Origin of the sequence: Rathayibacter sp. AY1G1, assembly GCF_002932095.1 — a bacterium.
Classification (GTDB): domain Bacteria; phylum Actinomycetota; class Actinomycetes; order Actinomycetales; family Microbacteriaceae; genus Rathayibacter.
Genome location: NZ_PSUZ01000001.1, coordinates 1 through 23,148 on the forward strand (window position 1 = coordinate 1; position 23,148 = coordinate 23,148).

The following is a 23,148-nucleotide window of genomic DNA, read 5'->3' on the forward strand; positions in this document are numbered from 1 at the left end:
CCTGACCGCGCTGCGGCGCACCGCGGTCGGCCCCTTCTCCGTGGCGCAGGCCGGCGAGATCGACGAGCTCGACGTCCCCGCCGCGCTCCTGCCGCCGACTCCGAGGGACGCGCCCAGGTCGCGGGCGAGCGCGCGGATGTAGGTGCCGGAGGAGCAGGTGACGCGCACGTCCAGGTCGAGGAACCCCTCGACCGGGCGGCTCGCCAGGACGGCGAACTCCGAGACGGTCACGGGGCGGGAGGCGAGCACGACCTCCTCGCCGTCGCGGGCGCGGGCGTAGGCGCGGCGGCCGTCCACCTTGATCGCGCTGACCGTGCTCGGGACCTGCTCGATCGCTCCGGTGAGGGCCGCGATCGCGTCGGACACCGACTCCGGGGCGAGGGCCGCGACGAGTGCGGGCTCCGCCGAGGCGAGCACCTCGCCCTCCTGGTCGTCGGTGGTGGTGGAGGAGCCCAGCCGGATCGTCGCCTCGTACTGCTTGTCGAGGCCGACGAGGTAGGTGAGCAGGCGCGTCGAGGGGCCGAGACCGAGGATCATCAGCCCGGTCGCCATCGGATCGAGCGTCCCCGCGTGGCCGACCTTGCGGGTCCCCGCGCGGCGGCGGGTCCGCGAGACGAGGTCGTGGCTGGTGATGCCGCCGGGCTTGTCCAGCAGGAGGATCCCGTTCGGAGCCGGGGCGGGGGTCTCGAGCACGGGTGCGAGGATACACGGACGGATCGGGAGGACCCCCGGGGTGCAGCCGGAGCCCTCGCCCGCCCGTCCTAGGCTGTCCGGATGAGGATCGCAGTACTCGGAGCAGGCGCCGTCGGCGGCACCATCGCCGCCCTTCTCGACCGCGCCGGGCACGACGTCGAGGTCACCGCCCGAGGCGACCACCTCACCGCGATCCGCCGGTCGGGGATCCGGCTCGACGGGGCGTGGGGCGAGCACACCGCCTGGGTCCGCTGCGGCGAGTCCCTCGATCTGGCACCCGATCTCGCCTTCGTCTGCACGAAAGCGCAGGACGCCGAGGACGCGCTGCGAACCAACCGCCGCACGGTCGACGGCACCCTCGTCGTCGTCGTCCAGAACGGACTGGACGGACTCACCGCGGCGGCCCGGCAGGTGCGCGACGCCCGGCTCGTGGGTGCTCTCGCCCTCTTCGCCGCGAGCCACCTCGAACCCGGCCGCGTCACCGTCACGGCTCCTGCCACGACCACGCTCGGCGTCCCCGGCCGCCCGGCCGACGACGACGTGCGCCGTGCCGCCGCCGTGCTCGGCGAGGCGGTCCCCACCGCCGTCACCGGCGACTTCACCGGAGCGCAGTGGACGAAGCTGCTGATCAACGAGGTCAACGCCCTGCCCGCGATCACCGGGCTCTCGGTCCAGGAGACGATCGTCGATCCGGGGCTGCGGCGCGTCCTCGCCCGGTCGATGCGCGAGGCCGCCCGGACGGGCCTCGCGTCGGGCGTCCGCTTCGGCTCGCTGCAGGGACTCTCGAACGCGTCCGTCCGCGCCCTGGCCGCCGCTCCCCTGCCCCTGGTCGAGCTGCTCCCCCGCCGGATGGCCGCGCGGATGGGCGAGGTGCCGAACCCCGGGTCGACGCTGCAGAGCGTCCGCCGCGGAGTGCCGAGCGAGATCGACCACCTGGCCGGGGCCGTGGTCCGCACCGCTCACCGCGGCGGGCGCGAGGCACCGGTCAACCAGCTGCTGGTCGACCTGGTGCACGAGGTCGAGCGGGCGGGCGCCTTCGTGCCGCCGGCTGAGGTCGTGCGCCGCGCCGCCCTGGTCTGAGCCCGCGGCCCTGTCGGACCGACGCCGCCCGCGGCGGCGGCCTCCGTCCCGAGGCTCAGCAGGAGTCGGCGAAGAGGCGCCGGGGCTGCTCCGGATCGCGGATGTCGACGAGGATCCCCGCCGGCCGGCGCGGATCCGTCGTGGCGCGGTACGCCGCGTCCACCGGCGGCTCCTGCGTGTCGAGGCGGATGCTGGTGCTCCACGCGCCGCGCAGCTCCGGCCGGAGGGCGAACTCGCCGTCGACGAGCAGCACCGCGTCGCGGCCGGCGGTCCGCCAGCGCGCCTGCCGCGCCTCGTCGCGCACCGCGTCGAAGCCCGCGAGCACGAACCCGGTGCTGCCGCCGAGGGTGAACGGATCGAGCAGCACGCGGCGCAGGAGCTCGTAGTCGTACCCGGCCGCGTAGGAGCGCTGCTCCTCGGGCACGGCGGGGTCGTCCCGATCGGCGCGGGGACGTCGGAAGTCGGTGAGGTGCGCGACGATCGCGTCCTTGCCGGCCCGGCGGAGCGCCTCCGCGAGGTCGAGCGCGAACGCCGCGCTCACCGCGGGGTCGTCGCCGTCGATCCCGACCTTGACCCGTCCGCGCCCGTAGTTGTGCAGCACCTCCGCCGCGAGAGCGTCGAGCACATCGGCCTTCTGCGGAGCCCACCTGGTCATCCGCCCACGATACGCGCCGCCGCCTAGTGTGGGCTGATGCCCTCCGACCCTCTCGCCGACGCGATCACCGCCTGGTTCCGCACGAGCGCCCGCGACCTGCCGTGGCGCCGCGAGGGCTTCCCCGCCTGGGGCACGCTCGTCAGCGAGTTCATGCTGCAGCAGACCCCGGTGGTCCGCGTCGTCCCGCGTCTGGCGGAGTGGCTGGAGCGCTGGCCGACACCCTCCGCTCTCGCCGCCGTCCCTCCCGGCGAGGCGGTGCGCGCCTGGCAGTCCCTGGGCTACCCGCGGCGGGCCCTGCGCCTGCACGCCTGCGCCGTGGCGATCGCCGAGGAGCACGGCGACGTGGTCCCCGACGACGTCGAGACCCTCCTCGCGCTGCCCGGCATCGGCGACTACACCGCCCGCGCCATCGCCGTGTTCGCCTACGGGAGGCGGCACCCCGTGGTCGACACCAACGTCCGCCGGGTCCTCGCGCGCGCGGTCGACGGAGCGGCGGAGCCCGGTCCGCCCCGCGCGAGGGCCGACCTCGCCGCGATGTCGGCGCTGCTGCCCGAGTCGCTCTCCGAGGCGGCGGCCTTCAACGCGGGCGCGATGGAGCTGGGGGCGGTCGTCTGCACCGCCCGCGCTCCGCGCTGCGACGAGTGCCCGATCCGCGACCTCTGCCGCTGGCGGGCGGAGGGGTACCCCGAGCACACCGGGCCCGTGAAGGCGAAGCAGAAGCGGTTCGAGGGCTCGGACCGCCAGGTCCGCGGCCTCATCCTCGCCGAGCTGCGCGCCGCGCACGGCCCGGTCACCGCGGCCGAGGTGGAGTCTCTCTGGCCGGACGCCGACCAGCGCGGTCGCGCCCTGGCCGGGCTCCTCGCCGACGGTCTGGCGACGGGCGGCCCGGAAGACGGCTACCTCCTCCCCGGCTCCTGAGGGCCCGTCGACCGCCGTCCGCGTCGGAGGAGGCGGGTAGGGTCGGCGCCGTGACCGGTCGCCGCCTCCGCCTCCCCCGCCCCGACGCCGCCGTCGAGCGCGCCCTCGACGTCGACCTCGCCCAGGACGTCCAGCGCGCCCTCGCCGCGGTCCGCGTCGAGAACGACCTGCCCGGCCCGTTCCCGCCGGCCGCGCTGGCCGAGGCCGAGCACGCGGACGCCGGAGCGGACGACGAGGACCGCGTCGACCGGACGGACCTCCCCTTCGTGACGATCGACCCGCCCGGCTCGCTCGACCTGGACCAGGCCCTCCACCTGGAGCGCACGTCGGAGGGCGTCGTCCTCCGCTACGCCATCGCGGACGTGCCCGCGGTCGTCCGCACCGGCGGAGCGCTCGACGCCGAGACGCGCCGCCGCGGCCAGACCTACTACCTCCCGGACGGCCGCGTCCCGTTGCACCCCGCGGTCCTCTCCGAGGGGACCGCGTCGCTCCTGCCGGACGAGACGCGCCGAGCGCTGGTCTGGACGCTGACCCTCGACGAGCGGGCGGAGCCGCGCTCGGTGCACCTCGAGCGGGCGCTCGTCCGCAGCGTGGCCCGGCTCGACTACGAGGGCGTGCAGCGCAGCGTCGACGCGGGCGATCCGCACCCCTCCCTCGCCCTCCTCCCCTGGTTCGGACGCGAGCGCCTGGCGCGCGAGGCCGAGCGCGGAGGAGCGAGCCTGACGCTGCCCGAGGAGGAGATCGTCGCCGCCGACGGCGGCTACCGGGTCGAGCGCCGCGCTCCCCTGGCCGTCGAGGGCTGGAACGCCCAGGTCTCGCTGCTGACCGGTATGGCGGCGGCGACGATGATGCTCGACGCGGGGGTGGGCATCCTCCGGACCATGCCCGAGGCCGACCCCGCCACCGTCGCGGCCTTCCGCTCCCGAGCCGCGGCGCTCGGCGTCCCGTGGCCCGAGGAGGAGGCCTACGGCGCCTACCTGCGCCGCCTCGACACCGCCGACCCCGCCCAGCTCGCCATCATGTACGCCGCGGCGAGCCTGTTCCGCGGCGCCGGCTACACCGCCTTCGACGGCGCCCCGCCGGAGCATCCCGAGCAGGCGGCTCTCGCCGCGCCGTACGCGCACGTCACCGCGCCGCTGCGGCGCCTGGTCGACCGGTTCGGCCTCGCCGTCTGCCTCACGGTGTCCCGCGGCGGAACGATCCCGTCGCAGCTGCGCGAGGCGCTGCCCCTGCTCCCGCCGCTCCTCGCCGCGAGCGACCGCCGGGCCGGAGCCGCCTCCCGTGCGGCGACCGCGATCGTCGAGGCCGCCGTCCTCCGCGGCCGCGAAGGAGCCTCCTTCAGCGGGATCGTCGTCTCCTCGGCGCGCACCCGCTCCTCGGTCCAGCTGCTCGACCCGGAGATCACCGTCGACCTCCCGGCCCCGCTCACGCCGGGAGCCCGTGTCGTCGTCGTCCTGGAATCGGTCGACGTCGCCACGGGCTCCGCGGTGTTCGGGCTCGGCGCCTAGTCCTCGTCGTCCTCGCGGGGCTTCACATAGGGGTCGGCGTCGCCGGCGTAGTCCGCCTGAGCGGCGAGCGACTGCACCTGCGAGTCCTGGCTGCGCGCGGCGGCGAGCAGATCCTCGATGTGCTTCGCGTTCTCGGGCACCGCGTCGAGGATGAACTCGAGCGACGGCGTGAGCCGGGACGTGATGTTCCTGCCCACCTCGGTGCGGAGCATGCCGGTGGCGGCCTTGAGGGCCGCGGCCGAATCGGCGCGCTCCTCATCGGTGCCGTAGACCGTGTAGAACACCGAGGCGTGCTGCAGGTCGCCGGTCACCTGGACATCGGTGATGGTGACGAAGCCGAGGCGCGGGTCGCGGAGACCGCGCTCGAGCCGCTTCGCGACGATCACCTGGATACGTTCGGCGAGCTTCCTCGCCCGGGCCGGATCTGCCATGGCTGGTCCTCACATCTCTCTCGGCGAACCGTTCAGCTCGCCATTCAACCACTCTCCGCCCGGACGACCGGTCGCGTCCGAGGGGGCCTTGCTTCTGGGGCGTGATGCCCCTCGACCGCGCGTCTGCGACGGCGCGGGTGGGTGCCTCCTCGCGGCTCCCTGATCCTCGGGGACCGGGGTGGGAAGGCTCAGGTGCTGGATCGGGAGCCGGACATCGCCCGCAGGCTCGCTGCTCACGAGCTGCTCGCTCAGCGGGCGCACCCACCGAGACGGGAGCGCCTGATCTTCGACGGCCTTCCACGCCCGGAGGTGCGGAAGCGCCCTCTGGAGGGTGCGCACCTCCGGGACACGGGCCGCCCCCGATTCCTCCCGCAGGGCGCGAGAGGACGAGAGTCCCCTCCCGATCCCGCACGAACAGCGCCGTGAGACGCCGGAAGGCCCGGGCGGACCCGGGCCTTCCAGTGGAGCGGATCAGCCTCGCGGCTTCTCCTTCATCTCGATCGTCTCGATCTCGTCGCCGATCTGGATGTCGTTGTACTTTCCGAGACCGATACCGGCCTCGTAGTCCGTACGGACCTCCGTGACGTCGTCCTTGAAGCGACGCAGCGACTCGATGGCCAGGTTGTCCCCGACCACGACGCCGTCACGGATGACGCGCGCCTTCGAGTTGCGGGTGATCGTGCCGGAGCGGACGATGACACCCGCGATGTTGCCGAACTTGGAGGAGCGGAACACCTCGCGGATCTCAGCGACACCGGACTGGACCTCCTCGAACTCGGGCTTGAGCATGCCCGTGAGCGAGTTCTCGACCTCTTCGATCGCGTTGTAGATGACCGAGTAGAAGCGGATGTCCACTCCTTCTCGAGCAGCGCGCTCGCGGGCCTTCGGGTCGGGGCGGACGTTGAAGCCCACGATGATCGCGTTGTCGATCGTCGCGAGGTTGACGTCCGACTCCGTGATCGCACCGACACCGCGGTGGATGATGCGCAGCTGCACCGAGTCGTCGACCTCGATCTTGACGAGCGACTCCTCCAGCGCCTCGACGGCACCGGACACGTCGCCCTTGATGATGAGGTTGAGCGACTCGACCTTGCCCTCCTCGAGAGCACGGGTGAAGTCCTCGAGCGAGATGCGCTTGCGGGCCTTGGCCAGCAGGGCGTTGCGCTGAGCGGCTTCGCGCTTCTCGGCGATCTGACGGGCCGTGCGGTCCTCCTCGGTGACGAGGAAGGTGTCGCCGGCGCGGGGCACGGACGAGAGTCCCTGCACCTGCACCGGACGCGACGGCACGGCTTCGAGGACGGCGTTGCCGTTCTCGTCCGCCATCGCACGGACGCGGCCGTAGGCCGTTCCGGCGACGATCGCGTCTCCGACGCGCAGCGTTCCCGACTGGATGAGCACGGTCGCGACCGCACCGCGTCCCTTGTCGAGCTTCGCCTCGATCGCGACTCCGCGCGCCTCCTTGTTGGGGTTGGCGCGCAGGTCGAGACCGGCGTCCGCGGTGAGCAGCACGGCGTCCAGGAGGTCCTGGATGCCGGTGCCCGCGCGAGCCGACACGTCGACGAACATGACGTCTCCGCCGTACTCCTCGGCGACGAGCCCGAACTCGGTGAGCTGCTGACGCACCTTGGCCGGGTTGGCGTCGGGCTTGTCCACCTTGTTCACCGCGACCACGATCGGCACGTTGGCCGCCTGGGCGTGGTTCAGCGCCTCGATGGTCTGCGGCATGATGCCGTCGTCCGCCGCGACCACGAGGATCGCGATGTCCGTGACCTGGGCACCGCGGGCTCGCATGGCGGTGAACGCCTCGTGACCCGGGGTGTCGATGAAGGTGATCGGGCGCTCGATGCCCTCGTGCTCCGCGACGACCTGGTACGCACCGATGTGCTGCGTGATGCCGCCCGCCTCGCCGGCGACGACGTTGGCGTTGCGGATCGCGTCGAGCAGGCGCGTCTTTCCGTGGTCGACGTGACCCATGACGGTGACGACCGGCGGACGGATCTCGAGGTCCTCGTCCGTCTCGTCGTCGAGCTCCTGCTCGAGGTCGAGACCGAAGCCCTCGAGGAGCTCCTTGTCCTCGTCCTCGGGCGAGACGACCTGGATCTTGAAGCCGAGCTCGGAGCCGAGCACCTCGAAGGTGGCCTCGTCGAGCGACTCGGTCGCCGTCGCCATCTCGCCGAGGGCGAAGAGGACGGTGACCAGGTTGCCGGGGGGCACCGGCACGCCGGTCATGGCCTCGATCTTGTCGGCGAAGTCCGAGATCGACGCGCCGCGGCGCAGACGGATGACCGTCCTGCCGTCGCCGCGGGGGACGCTGACGCCGCCGAGCGACGGGGCCTCCCTGAGCTCGAACTCCTGACGCTTCGTGCGCTTGGACTTCCGGGCCTTGCTCTTGCCGCCGCCGCGACCGAAGGCTCCTGCGGTTCCACCGCCGGGGCCGCGACCGCGACCGCCGCCGCCACCGGGACGCGGGGCGAAGCCGCCACCGGCACCGGGAGCGCCGCCGGGGCGCTGGAAGCCGCCGCCGGCCGGACGACCGGCACCGCCGGGACGTCCTGCTCCGCCGCCGGGTCCGCCGGGACGCTGGCCGAAGCCGGCGGGGCGCTGGCCCATGCCGGGTCCGCCGGGTCGGGGCGCGCCGGGGCGCGGAGCAGCCGGGCGGGGGATGTTGCCCGGGGTCGGACGCGATCCCATGCCCTGCGAGCTGGCGAAGGGGTTGTTGCCGGGGCGCGGGGCGGCGGGACGCTGTCCCATGCCCTGGTTGCTGGCGAACGGGTTGTTGCCCGGGCGCGGGGTGCCGCCGGGGCGGTTGGAGCCGCCCGAGGCGCCGCCGGGGCGCGGGGTGTTCGCGGCGGGAGCCGGACGCGGGGTCACGGGCTTGGGTCCGCCGGGGGTCGCGCCGGACGCCGGCTTCTCGGCGGCGGCCGGAGCCGCGGGGGCCTCGGTCGGAGCCGGAGCGGCGGCCTCGGCGGGCGCGTCCTTGGCTGCCTGAGCGCGCTGAGCGGCCGCGGCCTCCTGGGCGGCCTGAGCCTGGGCCTGGCGCTCGGCGACCGACATCGGCGGTGCCGGCGCCGGAGCGGGCGGCTTGGCCGGTCCGGGCGTGGGCGCGGACGGACGCGCGCCGGAGGGGCGCGGGGCCCCGGGACGGGCGCCGGCGGCGGGGGCGGCCGGGGTCGCCGACGCTCCCGCGGAGGAACCGCCCTGGCCCTGGAGGGCCTGGCGGAGCTTGCGCGCCACCGGGGGTTCGATGCTCGAGGACGGGCCCTTGACGAACTCGCCGAGCTCCTTCAACTTCGCAAGTGCGACCTTGCTATCGACACCCAGTTCGGATGCGATCTCGTGTACGCGTGGTTTTGCCACTTCTCTCCTGTCTTGGGCCTGCACCCAAGACGGGGGCAGGCGTCACGAACGGACGGGTCTCATTTCGAGCCGCTCATCAGTCTTCGCTCATGATCAGTTCACGGGCCGTTCTGCCTGTTCTCTATGGTGTGATCGTGCGCTGCTCCGGCCCCTCCGGTCGAGGGGCCGAGCCGGTCGGATCGTGCGATGTACTGCTCCAGCTCGCTCGCGTCCACGCTCTCGCGTGTCCGGAACGCTCTTCCGAACGCGCGGCGCTTGACCGCGAGCTCGTAGCAGTCGGCTGTGTCGTGGAGCCACGCTCCCCGACCAGGACGGACGGCACGCGGGTCTACCGCGAGGACGTTCGAGTGGAGGACCAGCCTCAGAAGAGAGGCCCGGGGGGCGCGCAGACGGCAGCCGACGCACGTTCTGACGGCTTCCACTCTACTCCCTCCCCTCCGGGACCGCTCCCCCGCACGGCCGATGCTCGGGGATCACTCCCCGTCCATCACCGAATCGGGCTGGATGTCGATCTTCGCGCCGGTCAGCTTGGCGGCGAGGCGGGCGTTCTGGCCCTCCTTGCCGATGGCGAGCGAGAGCTGGTAGTCGGGGACGAGCGCCCGGACGGCCTTGAGGCTCTGGTCGATCACGAACGCGCTGGTCACCTTGGCGGGCGAGAGCGCGCTGGCGACGAAGGTCGGCAGGTCGGAGGAGTAGTCGACGATGTCGATCTTCTCGTTGTTGAGCTCGGCGGTCACCGCGCGCACGCGCTGGCCGAGCTCGCCGATGCAGGCGCCCTTGGCGTTCACGCCGGGCTCGGTCGCGCGCACCGCGATCTTGGTGCGGTGGCCGGCCTCGCGGGCGAGGGAGACGATCTCCACCACGCCGGACGCGATCTCGGGGACCTCGAGGGCGAACAGCTTGCGCACCAGCGACGGGTGGGTGCGGGACACCTGGACCGACGGGCCCTTGGGTCCGCGGCCGACGCTCGTGACGTAGACGCGGATGCGGCGTCCGTGGCTGTAGTCCTCGCCGGGCACCTGCTCTTCGGGCGAGAGGATCGCCTCGATGGAGCCGAGGTCGACGTGGATCATCCGCGGATTGGGGCCCTGCTGGATGACGCCGGCGACGATGTCGCCCTCGCGGCCCTTGAACTCGCCGAGCACGTGCTCGTCGGCGATGTCGCGCAGGCGCTGGTTGATGACCTGCTTCGCGGCGAAGGCGGCGATGCGGCCGAAGTCGCGCGGGGAGTCCTCGGCCTCGCCCACGACGGCGCCCTCCTCGTCGAGCTCGGGCACGAAGACCGAGACGTGACCGGTCTTGCGGTCGAGGTGCACGCGCGCGTCGACGGCGGTGGCCTTGTCGGCGTCGTCGGCCTGGCCGATGTGCTTGAGGTAGGCGGTCAGGATCGCCTGCTCGATGATCTGCACGAGTTCCTCGAAGGGGATCTCGCGCTCGCGCTCCATGAGTCGCAGAACGCTCAGGTCGATGTCCACGGGCGGGCCTTTCTCTCTATTCACTTGGATGCCGCGGTGGTGACCGCGCTCGTTCGCCTGCCGGGCTCTCACCCGGATCAGCCCTCAAGGGTACCCGACGCGGCCCGGGGTTCCACCCGCGGTTCCTGCCGAGGAACGGAGGGGCCCGCCTGCCGCGGGAAGCGGTGGCGGGGCCCTCGGCGTGTCGGGTCTAGGCGCCCAGCCGGGCGAGCGCCTCGGCGACCGGGAGCTGCTCGCGCTCGCCGGACCGGCGGTCCCACAGCTCGACGATCCCGTCTGCCGCTCCTCGCCCCGCGATGACGATCGCGGGCACCCCGATCAGCTCGGCGTCGCCGAACTTGACGCCGGGCGAGACCTTCGGGCGGTCGTCGATCAGCACGTCGCGGCCGGCGGCCTCGAGGGAGGCGCCGACCGACTCGGCGAGCTCGAGAGCCGCCGCGTCCTTGCCGGTCGCGATGACGTGCACGTCGAACGGCGCGACGTTCGCGGGCCACAGCAGTCCGCGGTCGTCGTGGGTGGCCTCGGCGATGATGGCGAGGATGCGGGTCACGCCGATGCCGTAGGAGCCCATCGTGACGGTGACCAGCTTCCCGTTCTCGTCGAGCACCTTCAGCCCGAGGACGTCGGCGTACTTGCGGCCGAGCTGGAAGACGTGGCCGATCTCCATGCCGCGGGCGGTCTCGATCGGGCCCGAGCCGTCGGGCGCCTCGTCGCCGGTGCGGACGTCCGCGACCTCGACGGTGGCGTCGCCGTGGAAGTCGCGGCCGGCGACCAGGTCGAGGACGTGCTGCCCGGAGACGTTGGCCCCGGTGATCCAGGCGGTGCCGTCGACCACGCGCGGGTCGAGCAGGTAGCGGACGCCGGTCGCCGACTCCTCGCCCAGGACGGCTCCCTCGGCCGACCAGGGTCCGATGTAGCCCTTGACCAGTCCGGGGTGCTTCGCGAAGTCCTCCGCCGTGGCGGCCTCGACCTCGGCCGGGGCGAACGCCACTTCGGCGCGCTTGAGGTCGACGTCGCGGTCGCCGGGCAGGCCGACGATCACGAGCTCGCGGGTGCCGTCGAGCGCGGTGAGCGCGAGGACGACGTTCTTCAGGGTGTCGGCGGCGGTCCAGGCGCGGCCGTCGGGGCGGGGCTGCGTCGCGTTCGCCAGGTCGACCAGGGTCTGGATGGTCGGGGTGTCGGGCGAGTCGAAGACGCGCGCCTCGGGCAGGCCCTCGACGGGCAGCGCCGCGGGGACGGGCGTGCGGTACGCCTCGACGTTCGCCGCGTACCCTCCCGCCGACCGGACGAAGGTGTCCTCGCCGACGGGGGTGGGGTGCAGGAACTCCTCGCTCCGGGAGCCGCCCATCGCTCCGGCGTCGGCCTGCACGATCACGTACTCCAGGCCCAGACGGGCGAAGATCCGCTCGTAGGCGTCGCGCTGGCGCTGGTAGCTCGCGTCGAGGCCGGCGTCGGTGTAGTCGAAGGAGTACGCGTCCTTCATCGTGAACTCGCGGCCGCGCAGGAGGCCCGCGCGGGGCCGCGCCTCGTCCCGGTACTTGTCCTGGATCTGGTAGATCGACAGGGGCAGGTCCTTGTAGGAGGAGTAGAGGTCCTTCACGAGCAGCGTGAAGAACTCCTCGTGCGTGGGAGCCAGCATGTAGTCGGCGTCCTTGCGGTCCTTCAGGCGGAACACGCCGTCGCCGTACTCGGTCCAGCGGCCCGAGAGCTCGTAGGGCTCGCGGGGCAGGAGCGCGGGGAAATGCACCTCCTGGGCGCCGGCGGCCTCCATCTCCTCGTGGATGATCCGCTCGATGCGGCGCTTGACGCGCAGTCCCAGCGGCAGCCAGGCGAAGACGCCGGGCGCCTGACGGCGGATGTAGCCCGCGCGGACGAGGAGGCGGTGGCCCGCGACCTCGGCGTCGGCGGGATCCTCCCGGAGCGTGCGGACGAACAGATGCGAGAGACGGGTGACCACGAGGGACGATCCTATCCGCTGCGCTCCCCCGGCTCGCGAGGGCGCCGGGAGCCTCAGTCGGGGATCCGCGAGAAGACGACCGCTCCGCCCGTGCCGTCCAGCAGCACGTCGTCGGGGGTGCCGCCGATCGTCATCGGGCCGGAGAGGAGCGCCCGGAGCCGGATGGCCTCGGGGCTCGGCGTGTCGGAGCAGGTGTCGGAGCCGGTCACCTCGTCGCCGGGGATCAGCACGCCGTCGTCGATCCGGTAGGCGGCGCTGACCACGAGGCAGCCGGTGCCGACGACCAGGGTCGGCGCACCCCCGACGCTCTCGGAGCGGAGGCGGACGCGGGCGTCCTCGACCCAGGCCGTGTACGGGGTCTCCCCTTCGGCCGCGGTCAGCACCCAGCGGTCGCAGCCGAAGGGGTCCTGCGGGCTGCGGCTGTCGATGCACTCGCCGGCCTCGGAGGACGGGCCGCTGCGGAGCGCGGCGACACCGGAGGCGAGGAGCGCGGCGGCGACGACCACGAGCGCGAGGCGCAGTGCGGGGCGGACCACGTCGATCCGCCCCGCGCCGTCAGTTCGCGCCGACGGTGACGACCGGGGCTCCGGTCGAGGTGTCGTCGGCCGGCATCTCGGCGGCCAGGCGGTTGGCCTCCTCGATGAGGGTCTGGACGATCTCGGCCTCGGGGACGGTCTTGATGACCTCGCCCTTGACGAAGATCTGGCCCTTGCCGTTGCCGGAGGCGACGCCCAGGTCGGCCTCGCGGGCCTCGCCGGGTCCGTTGACGACGCAGCCCATGACGGCGACGCGCAGCGGGACGCTCATGCCCTCGAGGCCGGCGGTGACGTCGTTGGCGAGCGTGTAGACGTCGACCTGCGCGCGGCCGCAGCTGGGGCAGGAGACGATCTCGAGCTTGCGCTCGCGGAGGTTCAGCGACTGGAGGATCTGCAGGCCGACCTTGACCTCCTGCGCGGGCGGGGCCGAGAGGGACACGCGGATGGTGTCGCCGATGCCCTCGCCGAGGAGGATGCCGAAGGCGGTGGCGGACTTGATCGTCCCCTGGAACTCGGGGCCGGCCTCGGTGACGCCGAGGTGGAGGGGCCAGTCGCCGCGCTCGGCGAGCTGGCGGTAGGCCTTCACCATGACGACGGGGTCGTTGTGCTTGACCGAGATCTTGAAGTCGTGGAAGTCGTGCTCCTCGAAGAGGCTGGCCTCCCAGACGGCGCTCTCGACGAGGGCCTCGGGGGTGGGCTTGCCGTACTTCTGCAGGATGCTCGGCTCGAGCGAGCCGGCGTTGACGCCGATGCGGATCGAGACGCCGGCGGCCTTCGCGGCGGCGGCGATCTTGCCGACCTGGTCGTCGAACTTGCGGATGTTGCCGGGGTTCACGCGGACCGCGGCGCAGCCGGCGTCGATCGCGGCGTAGACGTAGTTGGGCTGGAAGTGGATGTCGGCGATGACCGGGATCTGGCTCTTCTTGGCGATGATCGGCAGCGCCTCCGCGTCGTCGCGGCTCGGCACCGCGACGCGGACGATGTCGCAGCCGGACGCGGTGAGCTCGGCGATCTGCTGGAGGGTCGCGTTGATGTTCGTCGTCGGTGTGGTGCACATCGACTGGACGCTGACCTGCGCGTCACCGCCCACGAGCACCTTGCCCACCTTGATCTGGCGGGACTTGCGGCGGGGGGCGAGGGTCATGGGGACCTTGGGAAGACCCAGATTCACTGCTGGCACGCGCCCCATCGTACGCGCGCCGCGGGACCCCTCGTCCGCTCGCCGCACCTTCCCAGCCGCCGCCCCTCCTGCGCGCCTCGGAACCCGTCCACCGCACCTGCTCTCAGCCCGAGACCGCACGACGATCCGCGGTCGCCTCGCTCCCGAGCCGAACCGCCGATCCCGTCCCAGCGATTCACCTCAGACGGTCGCAGCCCCGAGGCGAACGGGTGAATCGCATCCCAGCGTTTCGCCCCAGCCGTCCGCACCCCGCTCCACCCACGCCCCACCTCGTGAAGCCGACCGCGCAAGTCCGGTCAGCGACCGCCCTCCCACCCTCGAGGCGAACGGGTGAATCGCGTCCCAGCGATTCGCCCTGGCCGTCCGCACCCCGCTCCACCCACGCCCCCACCCCGAGAAGCCGACCGCGCCACGCCGGGCGAGGCCCGGCGTGGAATCCAACTCAGAACAGCGTGATCGGCTTGACGATGTCGGCGTAGATGAGGAGGGCGCTCATGCCGCCGAGGACGAGGACGACGACGTAGGTGAGCGGGAGCAGGCGGGCGATGTCGACGGGGCCGGGGTCGCGGCGTCCGAAGAGCTTGGCGATCCGGCGGCGCAGGCCCTCCCAGAGGGCGCCGGCGATGTGGCCGCCGTCCATGGGGAGCAGCGGCACCAGGTTGAAGACGAGGAGGGCGACGTTGAGCGAGGCGAGGACGCCGACCATCGTCTGCACCTTCGACACGACGGGGAGCTGGTCGGAGGCGGCGATCTCGCCCGCGATCCGGCCCACTCCGACGACGCTGATCGGGCCGTTGGCGTCGCGCGCCTCCGAGCCGAACGCCGCCTGGGCGACGTCGATGAGGCGCTGCGGCAGGTTGAGGATCACATGGGCGACGCTGGTGATGTTCGACCAGACCGTCTCGGGCACCGCGGTGACCGGCTGCTGCGCGAGGGCCGACGTGGGCGAGATGCCGATGAAGCCGACCGTCTGCGTCTCGATCGCACCGGAGGCGTCGGTGACGGGGGCGCCGTTCGCGTCGGTCACCGCGACCTCGTTCTCGGCCGGGGTGATCGTGAGGGTCAGCGGGGCGCCGTCGCGCTGGACGGACACGCTGAGCGGGACGCCCGCGGAGCGCTGGATGATCGGGGTCAGGTCGTTCCAGGTGCTCACCGGAGTGCCGTCGATCGCCGTGATCGTGTCGCCCGGCAGCAGGCCGGCCGCGGCTCCGGGTGCCAGCGGGTCGTCGGCGGTGCAGGTCGCGGTCGCGCGCTGCGACTCCGGGACCACGCACTGCGAGACCGCGGCGAGGGTGCTGGTGCTCTGCGGGATCCCGATGCCGCAGAGGAGGACGGTGAAGAGGACCGTGGCGATCACGAGGTTCATGAAGGGGCCGCCGGCCATGACGACCACGCGCTTCCACACGGGGAGCCGGTAGAACGCGCGATGGTCCTCGCCGTCGCCGATCGTCTCCGCGCTGGCGGCACGGGCCTCGTCGATCATCGTGGCGTAGGCGCCGCGCCGGGGCTCCTCGAGCTGGGCCTCGGAGGACGCCAGGCCGTTGAAGAAGCCTGTGCTCGACTCCGTGGGCCGGTCCCCCGGGTGCTTCGGCGGGTACATGCCGATCATGGCGATGTAGCCGCCGAGCGGGATCGCCTTGACGCCGTACTCCGTCTCGCCGCGTCGCCGGGAGAAGAGGGTCGGCCCGAACCCGATCATGTACTGCGTGACCTTGACCCCGAACAGCTTGGCGGGGAGGAGGTGCCCGACCTCGTGCAGGGCGATGGAGAGGGCGACGCCGACGGCGATGATGACGACGCCGAGGACGAAGAGCAGCACGGATTCCACCGACACACTGTAGGCCGGGCCCGCCCGTCCACGCTGGGGTGCGCCTGCACGGATCCGATGAACTCCGCGGCCGAGCGGATCAGCGGCGCGACGTCCGCCGACACGGATCCGCGGAGACGGAGCCCGTCCGGATGACCCCTGGTCAGACTCCGGCGATCCGCTCGTCCGCCGTGCGGCGCGCCCACTCCTCCGCCGCGGCCAGCGACTCGCGGGTCAGCGTGCCGTCGACGCTGTGCGCGTCGACCACCGCCTCCACCGTCTCGAGGATGTCGAGGTAGCCGATCCGCCCCGCGTGGAACGCCTGCACGGCCTGCTCGTTCGCCGCGTTGAACACGGCCGGGTAGGAGGCGCCCGCCTCCCCGACGCGCTTCGCGAGCCGGACCGAGGGGAACGCCTCCTCGTCCAGCGGCTCGAACGTCCAGGAGTGGGAGCGGGTCCAGTCGAGCGGGACGCCGACCCCGGCGACGCGGTGCGGCCAGTCGAGGCCGAGCGAGATCGGGAGCCGCATGTCCGGCGGCGAGGCCTGGGCGATCGTCGAGCCGTCGACGTACTCGACCATCGAGTGGATCACCGACTGCGGGTGCACGGTGACGTCGATCCGGTCGTAGGGGACGTCGAAGAGCAGGTGCGCCTCGATCACCTCGAGCCCCTTGTTGACCAGGGTGGAGGAGTTGGTCGTGACGACCAGGCCCATGTCCCAGGTCGGGTGCGCGAGCGCCTGCGCCGGGGTGACGTCGCGGAGGGAGGCGCGGTCGCGTCCCCGGAACGGCCCGCCGGACGCGGTCAGCACGAGGCGGCGGACCTCGCGGTGCTCGCCCGCGAGGAGGGCCTGGGCGATCGCGGAGTGCTCGGAGTCGACCGGCACGATCTGGCCGGGACCGGCGAGCGAGGTGACGAGCTCGCCGCCGACGATCAGCGACTCCTTGTTGGCGAGGGCGAGCGTCCTGCCCTCCTCGAGCGCCGCGAGCGTCGGGCCGAGCCCCACCGAGCCGGTGATCCCGTTCAGCACGACGTCCGCGTCGACCGAGCGGATCAGCTGCTCGGCCTCCTCCGCGCCGAACGCCGTGTGCTCGACGCCGAACGCGGACGCCTGCTCGGCGACCGCCGCCCGGTTCGAGCCGGCGGCGAGGCCGACGACCTCGAACCGCTCGCGGTTCGCGCCGATGACGTCGAGAGCCTGCGTGCCGATGGACCCGGTCGAGCCGAGGATGATGACCCTGCGCATCCGCCCATCCTGGCACGGAGCACCCAGCGCCTCCCGGTCAGCTGATGGCGAGGATGTCGACCACGAAGACGAGGGTGTCGGTCCCGCTGATCCCCGCGTTCTGGTTGCCCTGGTCGCCGTAGCCCTTCGACGGCGGGATGGTGACCAGCACCTGCGAGCCGACGGTCTGGCCGACCACGGCCTCCTTGAAGCCCTCGATTACGTCGCCGGTGCCGAAGGCGGCGGGAGCGGGCTTCCCCCAGCTCTGGTCGAACACCTCGCCGGTGCCCCAGACCACGCCCTGGTACTGCACGATCAGCTGGTCGCCGTCGGCCACGGTCGCGCCGCTCCCCTTCTTGAGGACGGCGAGCTGCAGGTCGGCGGGCGGGTCGGTCGAGGGGATGGTGACGGTGGGCGCCCCGTCCTCGGCGAGCGCCACCGTCGGCAGGCCGTCGACCGGGGGCTGCGGCTCGCCGTCGGCGGCGGTCGGCACGATCTGCTCGACGTCGATCACCATGACGATCGAGTCGGTCGCGGCGATGCCGAACTGGCTCTGCCCGGCGTCGCCGAACGCGTCGGCCGGGGGAACGACGGCGACGACGCGCGAGCCGACGGTCGCGCAGTTGACGGCCTTCACGAGGCCGGCGAGGTACTGGTCGGTGTCGACCTCGAAGGCCGCGCGGCCACCGGACGCGTAGCTGCTCGCCGAGAACTCGGCACCGCTCGTCCCGTTGTAGAGCGTGTAGTCGACCAGCACGGTGTCGCCCTCGGCGACCTCCTCGCCGGTGCCCTCGATCGCGACGGAGCGCTCGGTGGCGTCCACGCTGACCGGGCTGGGGAACACGGTGACCGGCTTGGTGGCGAAGTCGCCGCTGGTCTGCACCGCGGCGGTCGCCTCGCCCTCGGTCGCGCAGCCGAGCGGGGTGGCGGAGGCGGACGGCGCTGCATCCGGCTCCCCGGGGGTGCAGGCCGCCAGGCTCAGGCAGGCGCCGAGGACGGCGAGGATCGCGAGGGTTCTGCGCACAGGGGCACCTTTCGTGACCGGCGGCGGCCGGTGGACGTTCGGGGATCGCCTCCATCCTGCACGGCGCGCCTCGCAACGCGCTGGGTGCGGGTCCTCGAACGGTCCCAGGCCTACCATCGGGGCATGCGTGAATTCTCGGTCCCCCAGTCCCGAGAGCTCGTCACCGAGCTCCCCGGCCCGCGCTCCGTCGCCCTCCAGGAGCGCCGCGTCGCCAGCGTCTCCCGCGGCGCCGGGACGCTCGCGAACATCTACATGGACCACGCGTCGGGCGCGGTCCTGGTCGACGTCGACGGCAACCGCCTGATCGACCTCGGCTGCGGCATCGGAGTGACCACCATCGGCCACGCGCACCCCGCGGTCGCCGCGGCGGCCGCCGCGCAGGCCGAGAAGCTGACGCACACCCTCTTCACCGTCACTCCGTACGAGAACTACGTCCGGGTCGCCGAGAAGCTCGCCGAGATCACCCCCGGGGACTTCGAGAAGCACTCGATCCTGGTCAACTCCGGCGCGGAGGCGGTCGAGAACGCCGTCAAGATCGCGCGGAAGTTCACCGGCCGCCGCGCCATCGCGACGCTCGACCACGCCTTCCACGGCCGCACCAACCTCACGATGGCGATGACCTACCGCCCCTGGCCGGAGCGCGCGGGCATGGGCCCCTTCCCAGGAGAGATCTACAGCCTCCCGATCAGCTACCCGTTCCGCGACCCCGAGGGCATGACGGGCGAGGAGGCGGCCGAGCGCACCATCGACTACATCACCACCCACATCGGCGCGCAGGAGCTGGCCGCGCTCTTCGTCGAGCCGATCCAGGGCGACGGCGGCATCATCATCCCGGCGCCGGGCTACTTCCGCCGCCTGTCCGAGTTCTGCACCGAGAACGGCATCGTCTTCGTCGCGGACGAGATCCAGGCCGGCATCGCCCGCACCGGCACCTGGTACTCCATCGAGCACCACGGCGTGGTCCCGGACCTCATCACGACGGCCAAGGGCATCGCCGGCGGCTTCCCGCTCGCCGCCGTCACCGGCCGCGCCGAGATCATGGACGCCGTGCAGCCCGGCGGCATCGGCGGCACGTTCGGCGGCAACCCCGTCTCCACCGCCGCGGCGCTCGCGACGTTCGAGGCGATCGAGTCCGAGGGCCTGCTGGAGGACGCGCAGCGGGTCGAGCGCCTGCTGCAGGCGCGGATCGGCGACTGGGCCGAGCGCTTCGCGGTCGTGGGCGAGGTCCGCGGCAAGGGCGCCATGTGGGGCGTCGAGCTCGTCCACCCGGGCACGAAGAAGCAGTACCCGGAGGCGCTCACGGCGATCCTGAAGCACGCCACCACGAACGGCGTGATCGTCCTCGACGCGGGCAGCTGGGACAGCGTGCTGCGGATCATGCCGAGCGTGGTCATCAGCGAGGAGCTCATCGACGACGCCGCGACGGTCATCGAGGAGGCGCTCGCCCAGTTCGGCTGATCCGCCGCATGACCGGAGCGGCATGGACGCCCCGGTAGCTTCGTCGGAATGCGGATCGACGACGACCACGAGAGGCCGACTCCCCCGGGGATCGGCCTCTCCGCGCGTCTGGCGCGCCTGTCCATCGGCGGCGTCGGCCGGCTGGTCTACCGGCCGATCGTGGAGGGGCGCGACAACGTCCCGGCCGAGGGACGCGTGATCCTGGCGGCCAACCACCTCTCGTTCATCGACTCCCCGGTGCTGACGCTGCTCGCCCCGCGGCCGGTGCAGTTCCTGGCCAAGTCGGACTACTTCACGGGGACCGGCGTGCGGGGCGCCCTCTCGCGCGCGTTCTTCACGAGCGTCGGAGCCGTCGCGGTCGAGCGCGGCGCCGGCCAGGCCGCTCAGGAGGCGCTGGACCTCGGCCGGGCGATCCTCGAGCGGGACGAGGCGTTCGCCGTCTACCCCGAGGGCACCCGCTCCCGCGACGGGCGCCTCTACAAGGGCCGCACCGGAGTGGCATGGCTCGCCCTCACCACGGGCGCGCCGGTGGTCCCCGTCGGCATGATCGGCACGCAGGAGCTCCAGCCGGTGGGCACGAGGGTGCCGCGCCTGCACCGGATCACGGTCCGCTTCGGGGCTCCGCTGGACCTCTCGCGGCACGGCTCCGCCGACTCCGGCCGCGCCCGACGCCACGCCACCGACGAGGTGATGGCGGCCGTCCACGCGCTCTCCGGGCAGGAGCTCGCCGGTGCGTACAACGAGTCGCCGCCGACGACCACGGTCGAGCGCATCCGCCGGGCGCTCCCGCACGAGCGCCGCTGAGCCTCAGCGCGCGGACGCCTCCGGCTCGTGGGCGACGGGGAAGTTCACCGAGTTGGCGATGAAGCAGAGCCGGGAGGCCTCGGCGTGCAGCGTCTGGGCGATCGCCACCATCGACTCCTCGGCGACAGTGACGCGGGGCCGGAGGGTCACCGAGGTGAAGCGGCCGCTCTCCCCCTCCTGCAGCATCGAGCCCACCGCGTCGTCCGTGTAGCCGGTGACGACGACTCCGTTCTTGACCGCCACGTGCAGGTAGGAGAGGAGGTGGCACTGCGCGAGCGCCGCGAGGAGCAGCTGCTCCGGGTTCCAGCGGTCGGCGTCGCCCCGGAAGGGCGTGTCGGCCGAGGCGAGGATGGGCGCCGGGCCCTCCGCCGTGACGGTCAGCTGGCGCCCGTACTCGCGATAGCCGCTCGTGCCGGTGCCCCGGTCGCCCTCCCAGACGACGGACACCGCGTACTCGTGCTCGGACTTCATCGGGCTCCTCCTCGACGGCGGTGGATCAGGCCGGTCGCGCCGGTCTGGACCTCTGGACGCGGAACCCCCGCGGGTAGACTCCGAGGACCATGACAGACACGCTCGCCCCCCAGGTTCCCACGTCCGCAGTCCCCCAGGAGCGGCGCGTCGCGACCGAGATCCCCGGGCCGCGATCCCGGGCCCTGCACGAGCGCCGCCTCGCCGTCGTGCCCACCGGCGTCGGCACCGCGCTCCCCGTCTACATCGACCGCGCGCACGGCGCGATCCTGGTCGACGTCGACGGCAACAGCTTCATCGACCTCGGCGCCGGCATCGGCGTCACGACGATCGGGCACACCGACGACTCCGTCGTCGCGGCCGCCGCGGAGCAGCTCGCGCGCCTCACGCACACCCTCTTCACCGTCACTCCGTACGAGCCCTACATCCGCGTCGCGGAGCTGCTGGCCCAGCACACCCCCGGCGACTTCGCCAAGAAGACCGTCCTGGTCAACTCCGGTGCCGAGGCGGTCGAGAACGCCGTCAAGATCGCGCGCAAGCACACCGGCCGCCCGGGCGTCGCGGTGCTCGACCACGCGTACCACGGCCGCACGAACCTCACGATGGCCATGAACTTCAAGGCGCTGCCCTACGGCCTGGGCTTCGGCCCCTTCGCCAGCGACGTCCACCGCGCCCCGAGCTCGTACCCGTACCACGACGGCCTGTCGGGAGCCGAGGCCGCCCAGCGCGCGATCTCGTACCTCGAGAAGACCGTCGGCGCCTCCGCCCTGGCCTGCCTCGTCGCCGAGCCCATCCAGGGCGAGGGCGGCTTCATGGTCCCCGCCGACGGCTTCCTCCCGGCACTGCAGGAGTGGTGCACGGCCAACGGCATCGTCTTCGTCGCCGACGAGATCCAGTCGGGCATGGCCCGCACCGGCGCCTGGTTCGCCAGCGAGCACCTCGGCCTCGTCCCCGACCTCGTCCTCTCGGCCAAGGGCATCGCCGGCGGCCTGCCGCTCGCGGGTGTGACGGGCCGCGCCGAGATCATGGACTCGGCGCAGGCCGGCGGACTGGGCGGCACCTTCGGCGGGAACCCCGTCGCCGCCGCCGCCGCCGTCGCGGTCTTCGAGCGCATCGAGCGCGAGGGCCTCCTCGCCGAGGCCGACCGGATCGGCGCCCGCCTGGGCGCGGCGCTGCGAGGCCTGCAGGAGCGCTACGACATCATCGGCGACGTCCGCGGCATCGGCGCGATGATGGCGATGGAGCTCGTGCAGCCCGGCACCGCCGGCACCACGAAGGAGCCGAACGCCGTCGCGGTCCAGGCGATCATCGACTACGCCGCCCAGCACGGGGTCCTCGTGCTGAGCGCCGGCACCTACGGCAATGTGGTCCGCTTCCTGCCGAGCCTCGCCCTCACCGACGAGCTGCTCGACGACGCCGTGTCGGTCATCGCCGACGCGTTCGCCACCCTCTAGGCGCGATCCTCCGAAGGCCACCGCGGGCGCCGAGGCGCTCCCCGGTGGCCTTCGGCGTCTCCGGGAGCGCGGGACCGGGCGGCGCATCGGGCAGGATGGGGGGATGCCAGCAGGAACCTTCACCGTCGCCGAGTCCGTCGAGCTGGCCGTCGTCGAGCGATCCGGGTTCGTCGAGTCGCGCCACGCCGGCTCCGCCGTCCTCCTCGACTCCGAGGGCCGCGTCGCCCGCAGCCTCGGCACCCCGACGGCTCCCGTCTTCCCCCGCTCCTGCCTCAAGCCGTTCCAGGCCCTCGCGGTGATGACCGCCGGAGTCGAGCTGAACGGCGCGGAGGCGGTCATCGCCACCGCGAGCCACGCCGGCATCCCCCAGCACGTGGCGCTGGTGCAGAACCTGCTCTTCCGCGCCGGCCTGGACCACACCGCCCTGCAGTGCCCGGCCGACTGGCCCGGCGACTCCGGGACCCGCGCTCAGCTGCTGCGGGCGGGCGCGACTCCGGACCCGCTCTACATGAACTGCTCGGGCAAGCACGCGGCGATGCTGCTGGCCTGCGTGCAGAACGGCTGGAGCACCGAGGACTACCTCGAGCGGACGCACCCGCTGCAGCAGCACATCGTCGACACGATCGAGCGCCTCACCGGCGAGCGCGTCGTGGCCTCGGGGATCGACGGCTGCGGAGCTCCCGTGCACGCCCTTCCTCTGACCGCGCTGGCGAAGGGCGTCTCGCGGATCGTGTCCTCCTCCCCCGCCTCACCGTTCGGCCTCTACCGCCAGGCCGGCGTCCTCACGGCCGCGATCCTCGAGAACGCGTGGGCGATCGACGGCCCGGGCCGGGACAACACCGTCGTGATCGAGCGCTTGGGCCTGGTCGCCAAGCTCGGCGCCGAGGGCGTGCTCGTGATGGCCTCGCCCGACGGCACCACCGTCGCCCTGAAGATCCTCGACGGGAGCCTCCGCGCCGCGACCGTGGTCGCGCTGAAGCTCCTGGTCGAGGCGGACGCGGTGGACCGGACCGCGGCGAACGACGTGCTGGTGCGGCTGAACCCGGTCGTGTCGGGCGGCGGGCGCCCGGTCGGCGCGATCCGCGCCTCCTACGTCTGACCGCACGTCCCGGCACGCC

20 protein-coding genes are annotated in these 23,148 nt (G+C 73.0%); 7 read left to right on the plus strand and 13 right to left on the minus strand.

Features of this window, described 5'->3' with window-relative positions; all coding sequences use genetic code 11:
- Positions 1–693, minus strand: a 693-nt coding sequence (truB, locus tag C5C36_RS00005; protein WP_104274444.1) for a tRNA pseudouridine(55) synthase TruB, incomplete at its 3' end; no start/stop codon positions are given.
- 81 nt (positions 694–774) lie between these two features.
- On the opposite strand from truB, the gene C5C36_RS00010 reads away from it, so the two are divergent.
- The gene (locus C5C36_RS00010; protein ID WP_104309047.1) at positions 775–1,773 is read left to right on the plus strand and encodes a ketopantoate reductase family protein; all 999 of its coding nucleotides are present in this window, start codon (positions 775–777) and stop codon (positions 1,771–1,773) included.
- A gap of 55 nt (positions 1,774–1,828) precedes the next feature.
- On the opposite strand, the gene C5C36_RS17925 is transcribed toward C5C36_RS00010, so the two are convergent.
- On the minus strand, positions 1,829–2,428 hold the full coding sequence (locus tag C5C36_RS17925) for a hypothetical protein (RefSeq protein ID WP_258072150.1): 600 nt from the start codon (positions 2,426–2,428) through the stop codon (positions 1,829–1,831).
- Positions 2,429–2,464: 36 nt separating this feature from the next.
- Between C5C36_RS17925 and C5C36_RS00020 the strand changes: the two genes are divergently transcribed.
- Both C5C36_RS00020 and C5C36_RS00025 read left to right on the plus strand, forming a co-directional pair.
- The gene (locus C5C36_RS00020) at positions 2,465–3,346 is read left to right on the plus strand and encodes an A/G-specific adenine glycosylase (RefSeq protein ID WP_104246569.1); all 882 of its coding nucleotides are present in this window, start codon (positions 2,465–2,467) and stop codon (positions 3,344–3,346) included.
- Between the two features lie 50 nt (positions 3,347–3,396).
- Positions 3,397–4,854 carry a ribonuclease catalytic domain-containing protein gene (locus C5C36_RS00025; RefSeq protein ID WP_104309048.1) on the plus strand — a complete coding sequence of 486 codons (1,458 nt, stop codon included), beginning with the start codon at positions 3,397–3,399 and terminating at the stop codon, positions 4,852–4,854.
- Here C5C36_RS00025 and rbfA read toward each other — a convergent pair.
- The 10 genes from rbfA to C5C36_RS00075 all read right to left on the minus strand — a co-directional run bounded on the left by rbfA (position 4,851) and on the right by C5C36_RS00075 (position 17,846).
- Positions 4,851–5,285 carry a 30S ribosome-binding factor RbfA gene (rbfA, locus tag C5C36_RS00030; RefSeq protein ID WP_104246571.1) on the minus strand — a complete coding sequence of 145 codons (435 nt, stop codon included), beginning with the start codon at positions 5,283–5,285 and terminating at the stop codon, positions 4,851–4,853. The genes C5C36_RS00025 and rbfA overlap by 4 nt on opposite strands.
- A gap of 471 nt (positions 5,286–5,756) precedes the next feature.
- Positions 5,757–8,642, minus strand: a complete 2,886-nt coding sequence (gene infB, locus C5C36_RS00035) for a translation initiation factor IF-2 (RefSeq protein ID WP_104246572.1) — start codon at positions 8,640–8,642, stop codon at positions 5,757–5,759.
- Between the two features lie 98 nt (positions 8,643–8,740).
- Positions 8,741–9,064 (minus strand): YlxR family protein, encoded by a 324-nt coding sequence (locus tag C5C36_RS00040; protein WP_104225593.1) that lies wholly within the window; start codon positions 9,062–9,064, stop codon positions 8,741–8,743.
- 51 nt (positions 9,065–9,115) lie between these two features.
- Complete coding sequence (gene nusA, locus C5C36_RS00045) at positions 9,116–10,117, minus strand: transcription termination factor NusA (RefSeq protein ID WP_104225180.1); 1,002 nt, start codon at positions 10,115–10,117, stop codon at positions 9,116–9,118.
- A 190-nt stretch (positions 10,118–10,307) separates the two neighbouring features.
- Positions 10,308–12,074 carry a proline--tRNA ligase gene (locus C5C36_RS00050; RefSeq protein ID WP_104272674.1) on the minus strand — a complete coding sequence of 589 codons (1,767 nt, stop codon included), beginning with the start codon at positions 12,072–12,074 and terminating at the stop codon, positions 10,308–10,310.
- 53 nt (positions 12,075–12,127) lie between these two features.
- Positions 12,128–12,610 carry a hypothetical protein gene (locus C5C36_RS00055; RefSeq protein WP_104225178.1) on the minus strand — a complete coding sequence of 161 codons (483 nt, stop codon included), beginning with the start codon at positions 12,608–12,610 and terminating at the stop codon, positions 12,128–12,130.
- 19 nt (positions 12,611–12,629) lie between these two features.
- Entirely contained in the window at positions 12,630–13,790 is a 1,161-nt protein-coding gene (ispG, locus tag C5C36_RS00060) for a flavodoxin-dependent (E)-4-hydroxy-3-methylbut-2-enyl-diphosphate synthase (protein WP_173244694.1), read from the minus strand.
- Between the two features lie 442 nt (positions 13,791–14,232).
- Positions 14,233–15,618 carry an RIP metalloprotease gene (locus C5C36_RS00065; RefSeq protein WP_258065747.1) on the minus strand — a complete coding sequence of 462 codons (1,386 nt, stop codon included), beginning with the start codon at positions 15,616–15,618 and terminating at the stop codon, positions 14,233–14,235.
- Between the two features lie 142 nt (positions 15,619–15,760).
- Positions 15,761–16,843 carry a 1-deoxy-D-xylulose-5-phosphate reductoisomerase gene (dxr, locus tag C5C36_RS00070; protein WP_104223045.1) on the minus strand — a complete coding sequence of 361 codons (1,083 nt, stop codon included), beginning with the start codon at positions 16,841–16,843 and terminating at the stop codon, positions 15,761–15,763.
- Positions 16,844–16,880: 37 nt separating this feature from the next.
- Entirely contained in the window at positions 16,881–17,846 is a 966-nt protein-coding gene (locus C5C36_RS00075) for an FKBP-type peptidyl-prolyl cis-trans isomerase (RefSeq protein WP_181133753.1), read from the minus strand.
- 123 nt (positions 17,847–17,969) lie between these two features.
- Here C5C36_RS00075 and C5C36_RS00080 point away from each other — a divergent pair, with 123 nt between their 5' ends.
- The gene (locus C5C36_RS00080) at positions 17,970–19,304 is read left to right on the plus strand and encodes an aminotransferase class III-fold pyridoxal phosphate-dependent enzyme (protein WP_104309050.1); all 1,335 of its coding nucleotides are present in this window, start codon (positions 17,970–17,972) and stop codon (positions 19,302–19,304) included.
- Between the two features lie 48 nt (positions 19,305–19,352).
- Entirely contained in the window at positions 19,353–20,108 is a 756-nt protein-coding gene (locus C5C36_RS00085) for a 1-acyl-sn-glycerol-3-phosphate acyltransferase (protein ID WP_104223042.1), read from the plus strand.
- 3 nt (positions 20,109–20,111) lie between these two features.
- On the opposite strand, the gene C5C36_RS00090 is transcribed toward C5C36_RS00085, so the two are convergent.
- A complete protein-coding gene (locus tag C5C36_RS00090) occupies positions 20,112–20,579 on the minus strand; it encodes an OsmC family protein (RefSeq protein WP_104223041.1) in 468 nt (155 codons plus the stop codon).
- 89 nt (positions 20,580–20,668) lie between these two features.
- Here C5C36_RS00090 and gabT point away from each other — a divergent pair, with 89 nt between their 5' ends.
- Positions 20,669–22,030 carry a 4-aminobutyrate--2-oxoglutarate transaminase gene (gene gabT, locus C5C36_RS00095; protein ID WP_104223040.1) on the plus strand — a complete coding sequence of 454 codons (1,362 nt, stop codon included), beginning with the start codon at positions 20,669–20,671 and terminating at the stop codon, positions 22,028–22,030.
- A gap of 103 nt (positions 22,031–22,133) precedes the next feature.
- Positions 22,134–23,129 carry an asparaginase gene (locus tag C5C36_RS00100; RefSeq protein ID WP_104223039.1) on the plus strand — a complete coding sequence of 332 codons (996 nt, stop codon included), beginning with the start codon at positions 22,134–22,136 and terminating at the stop codon, positions 23,127–23,129.
- Positions 23,130–23,148 lie beyond the last annotated feature (19 nt).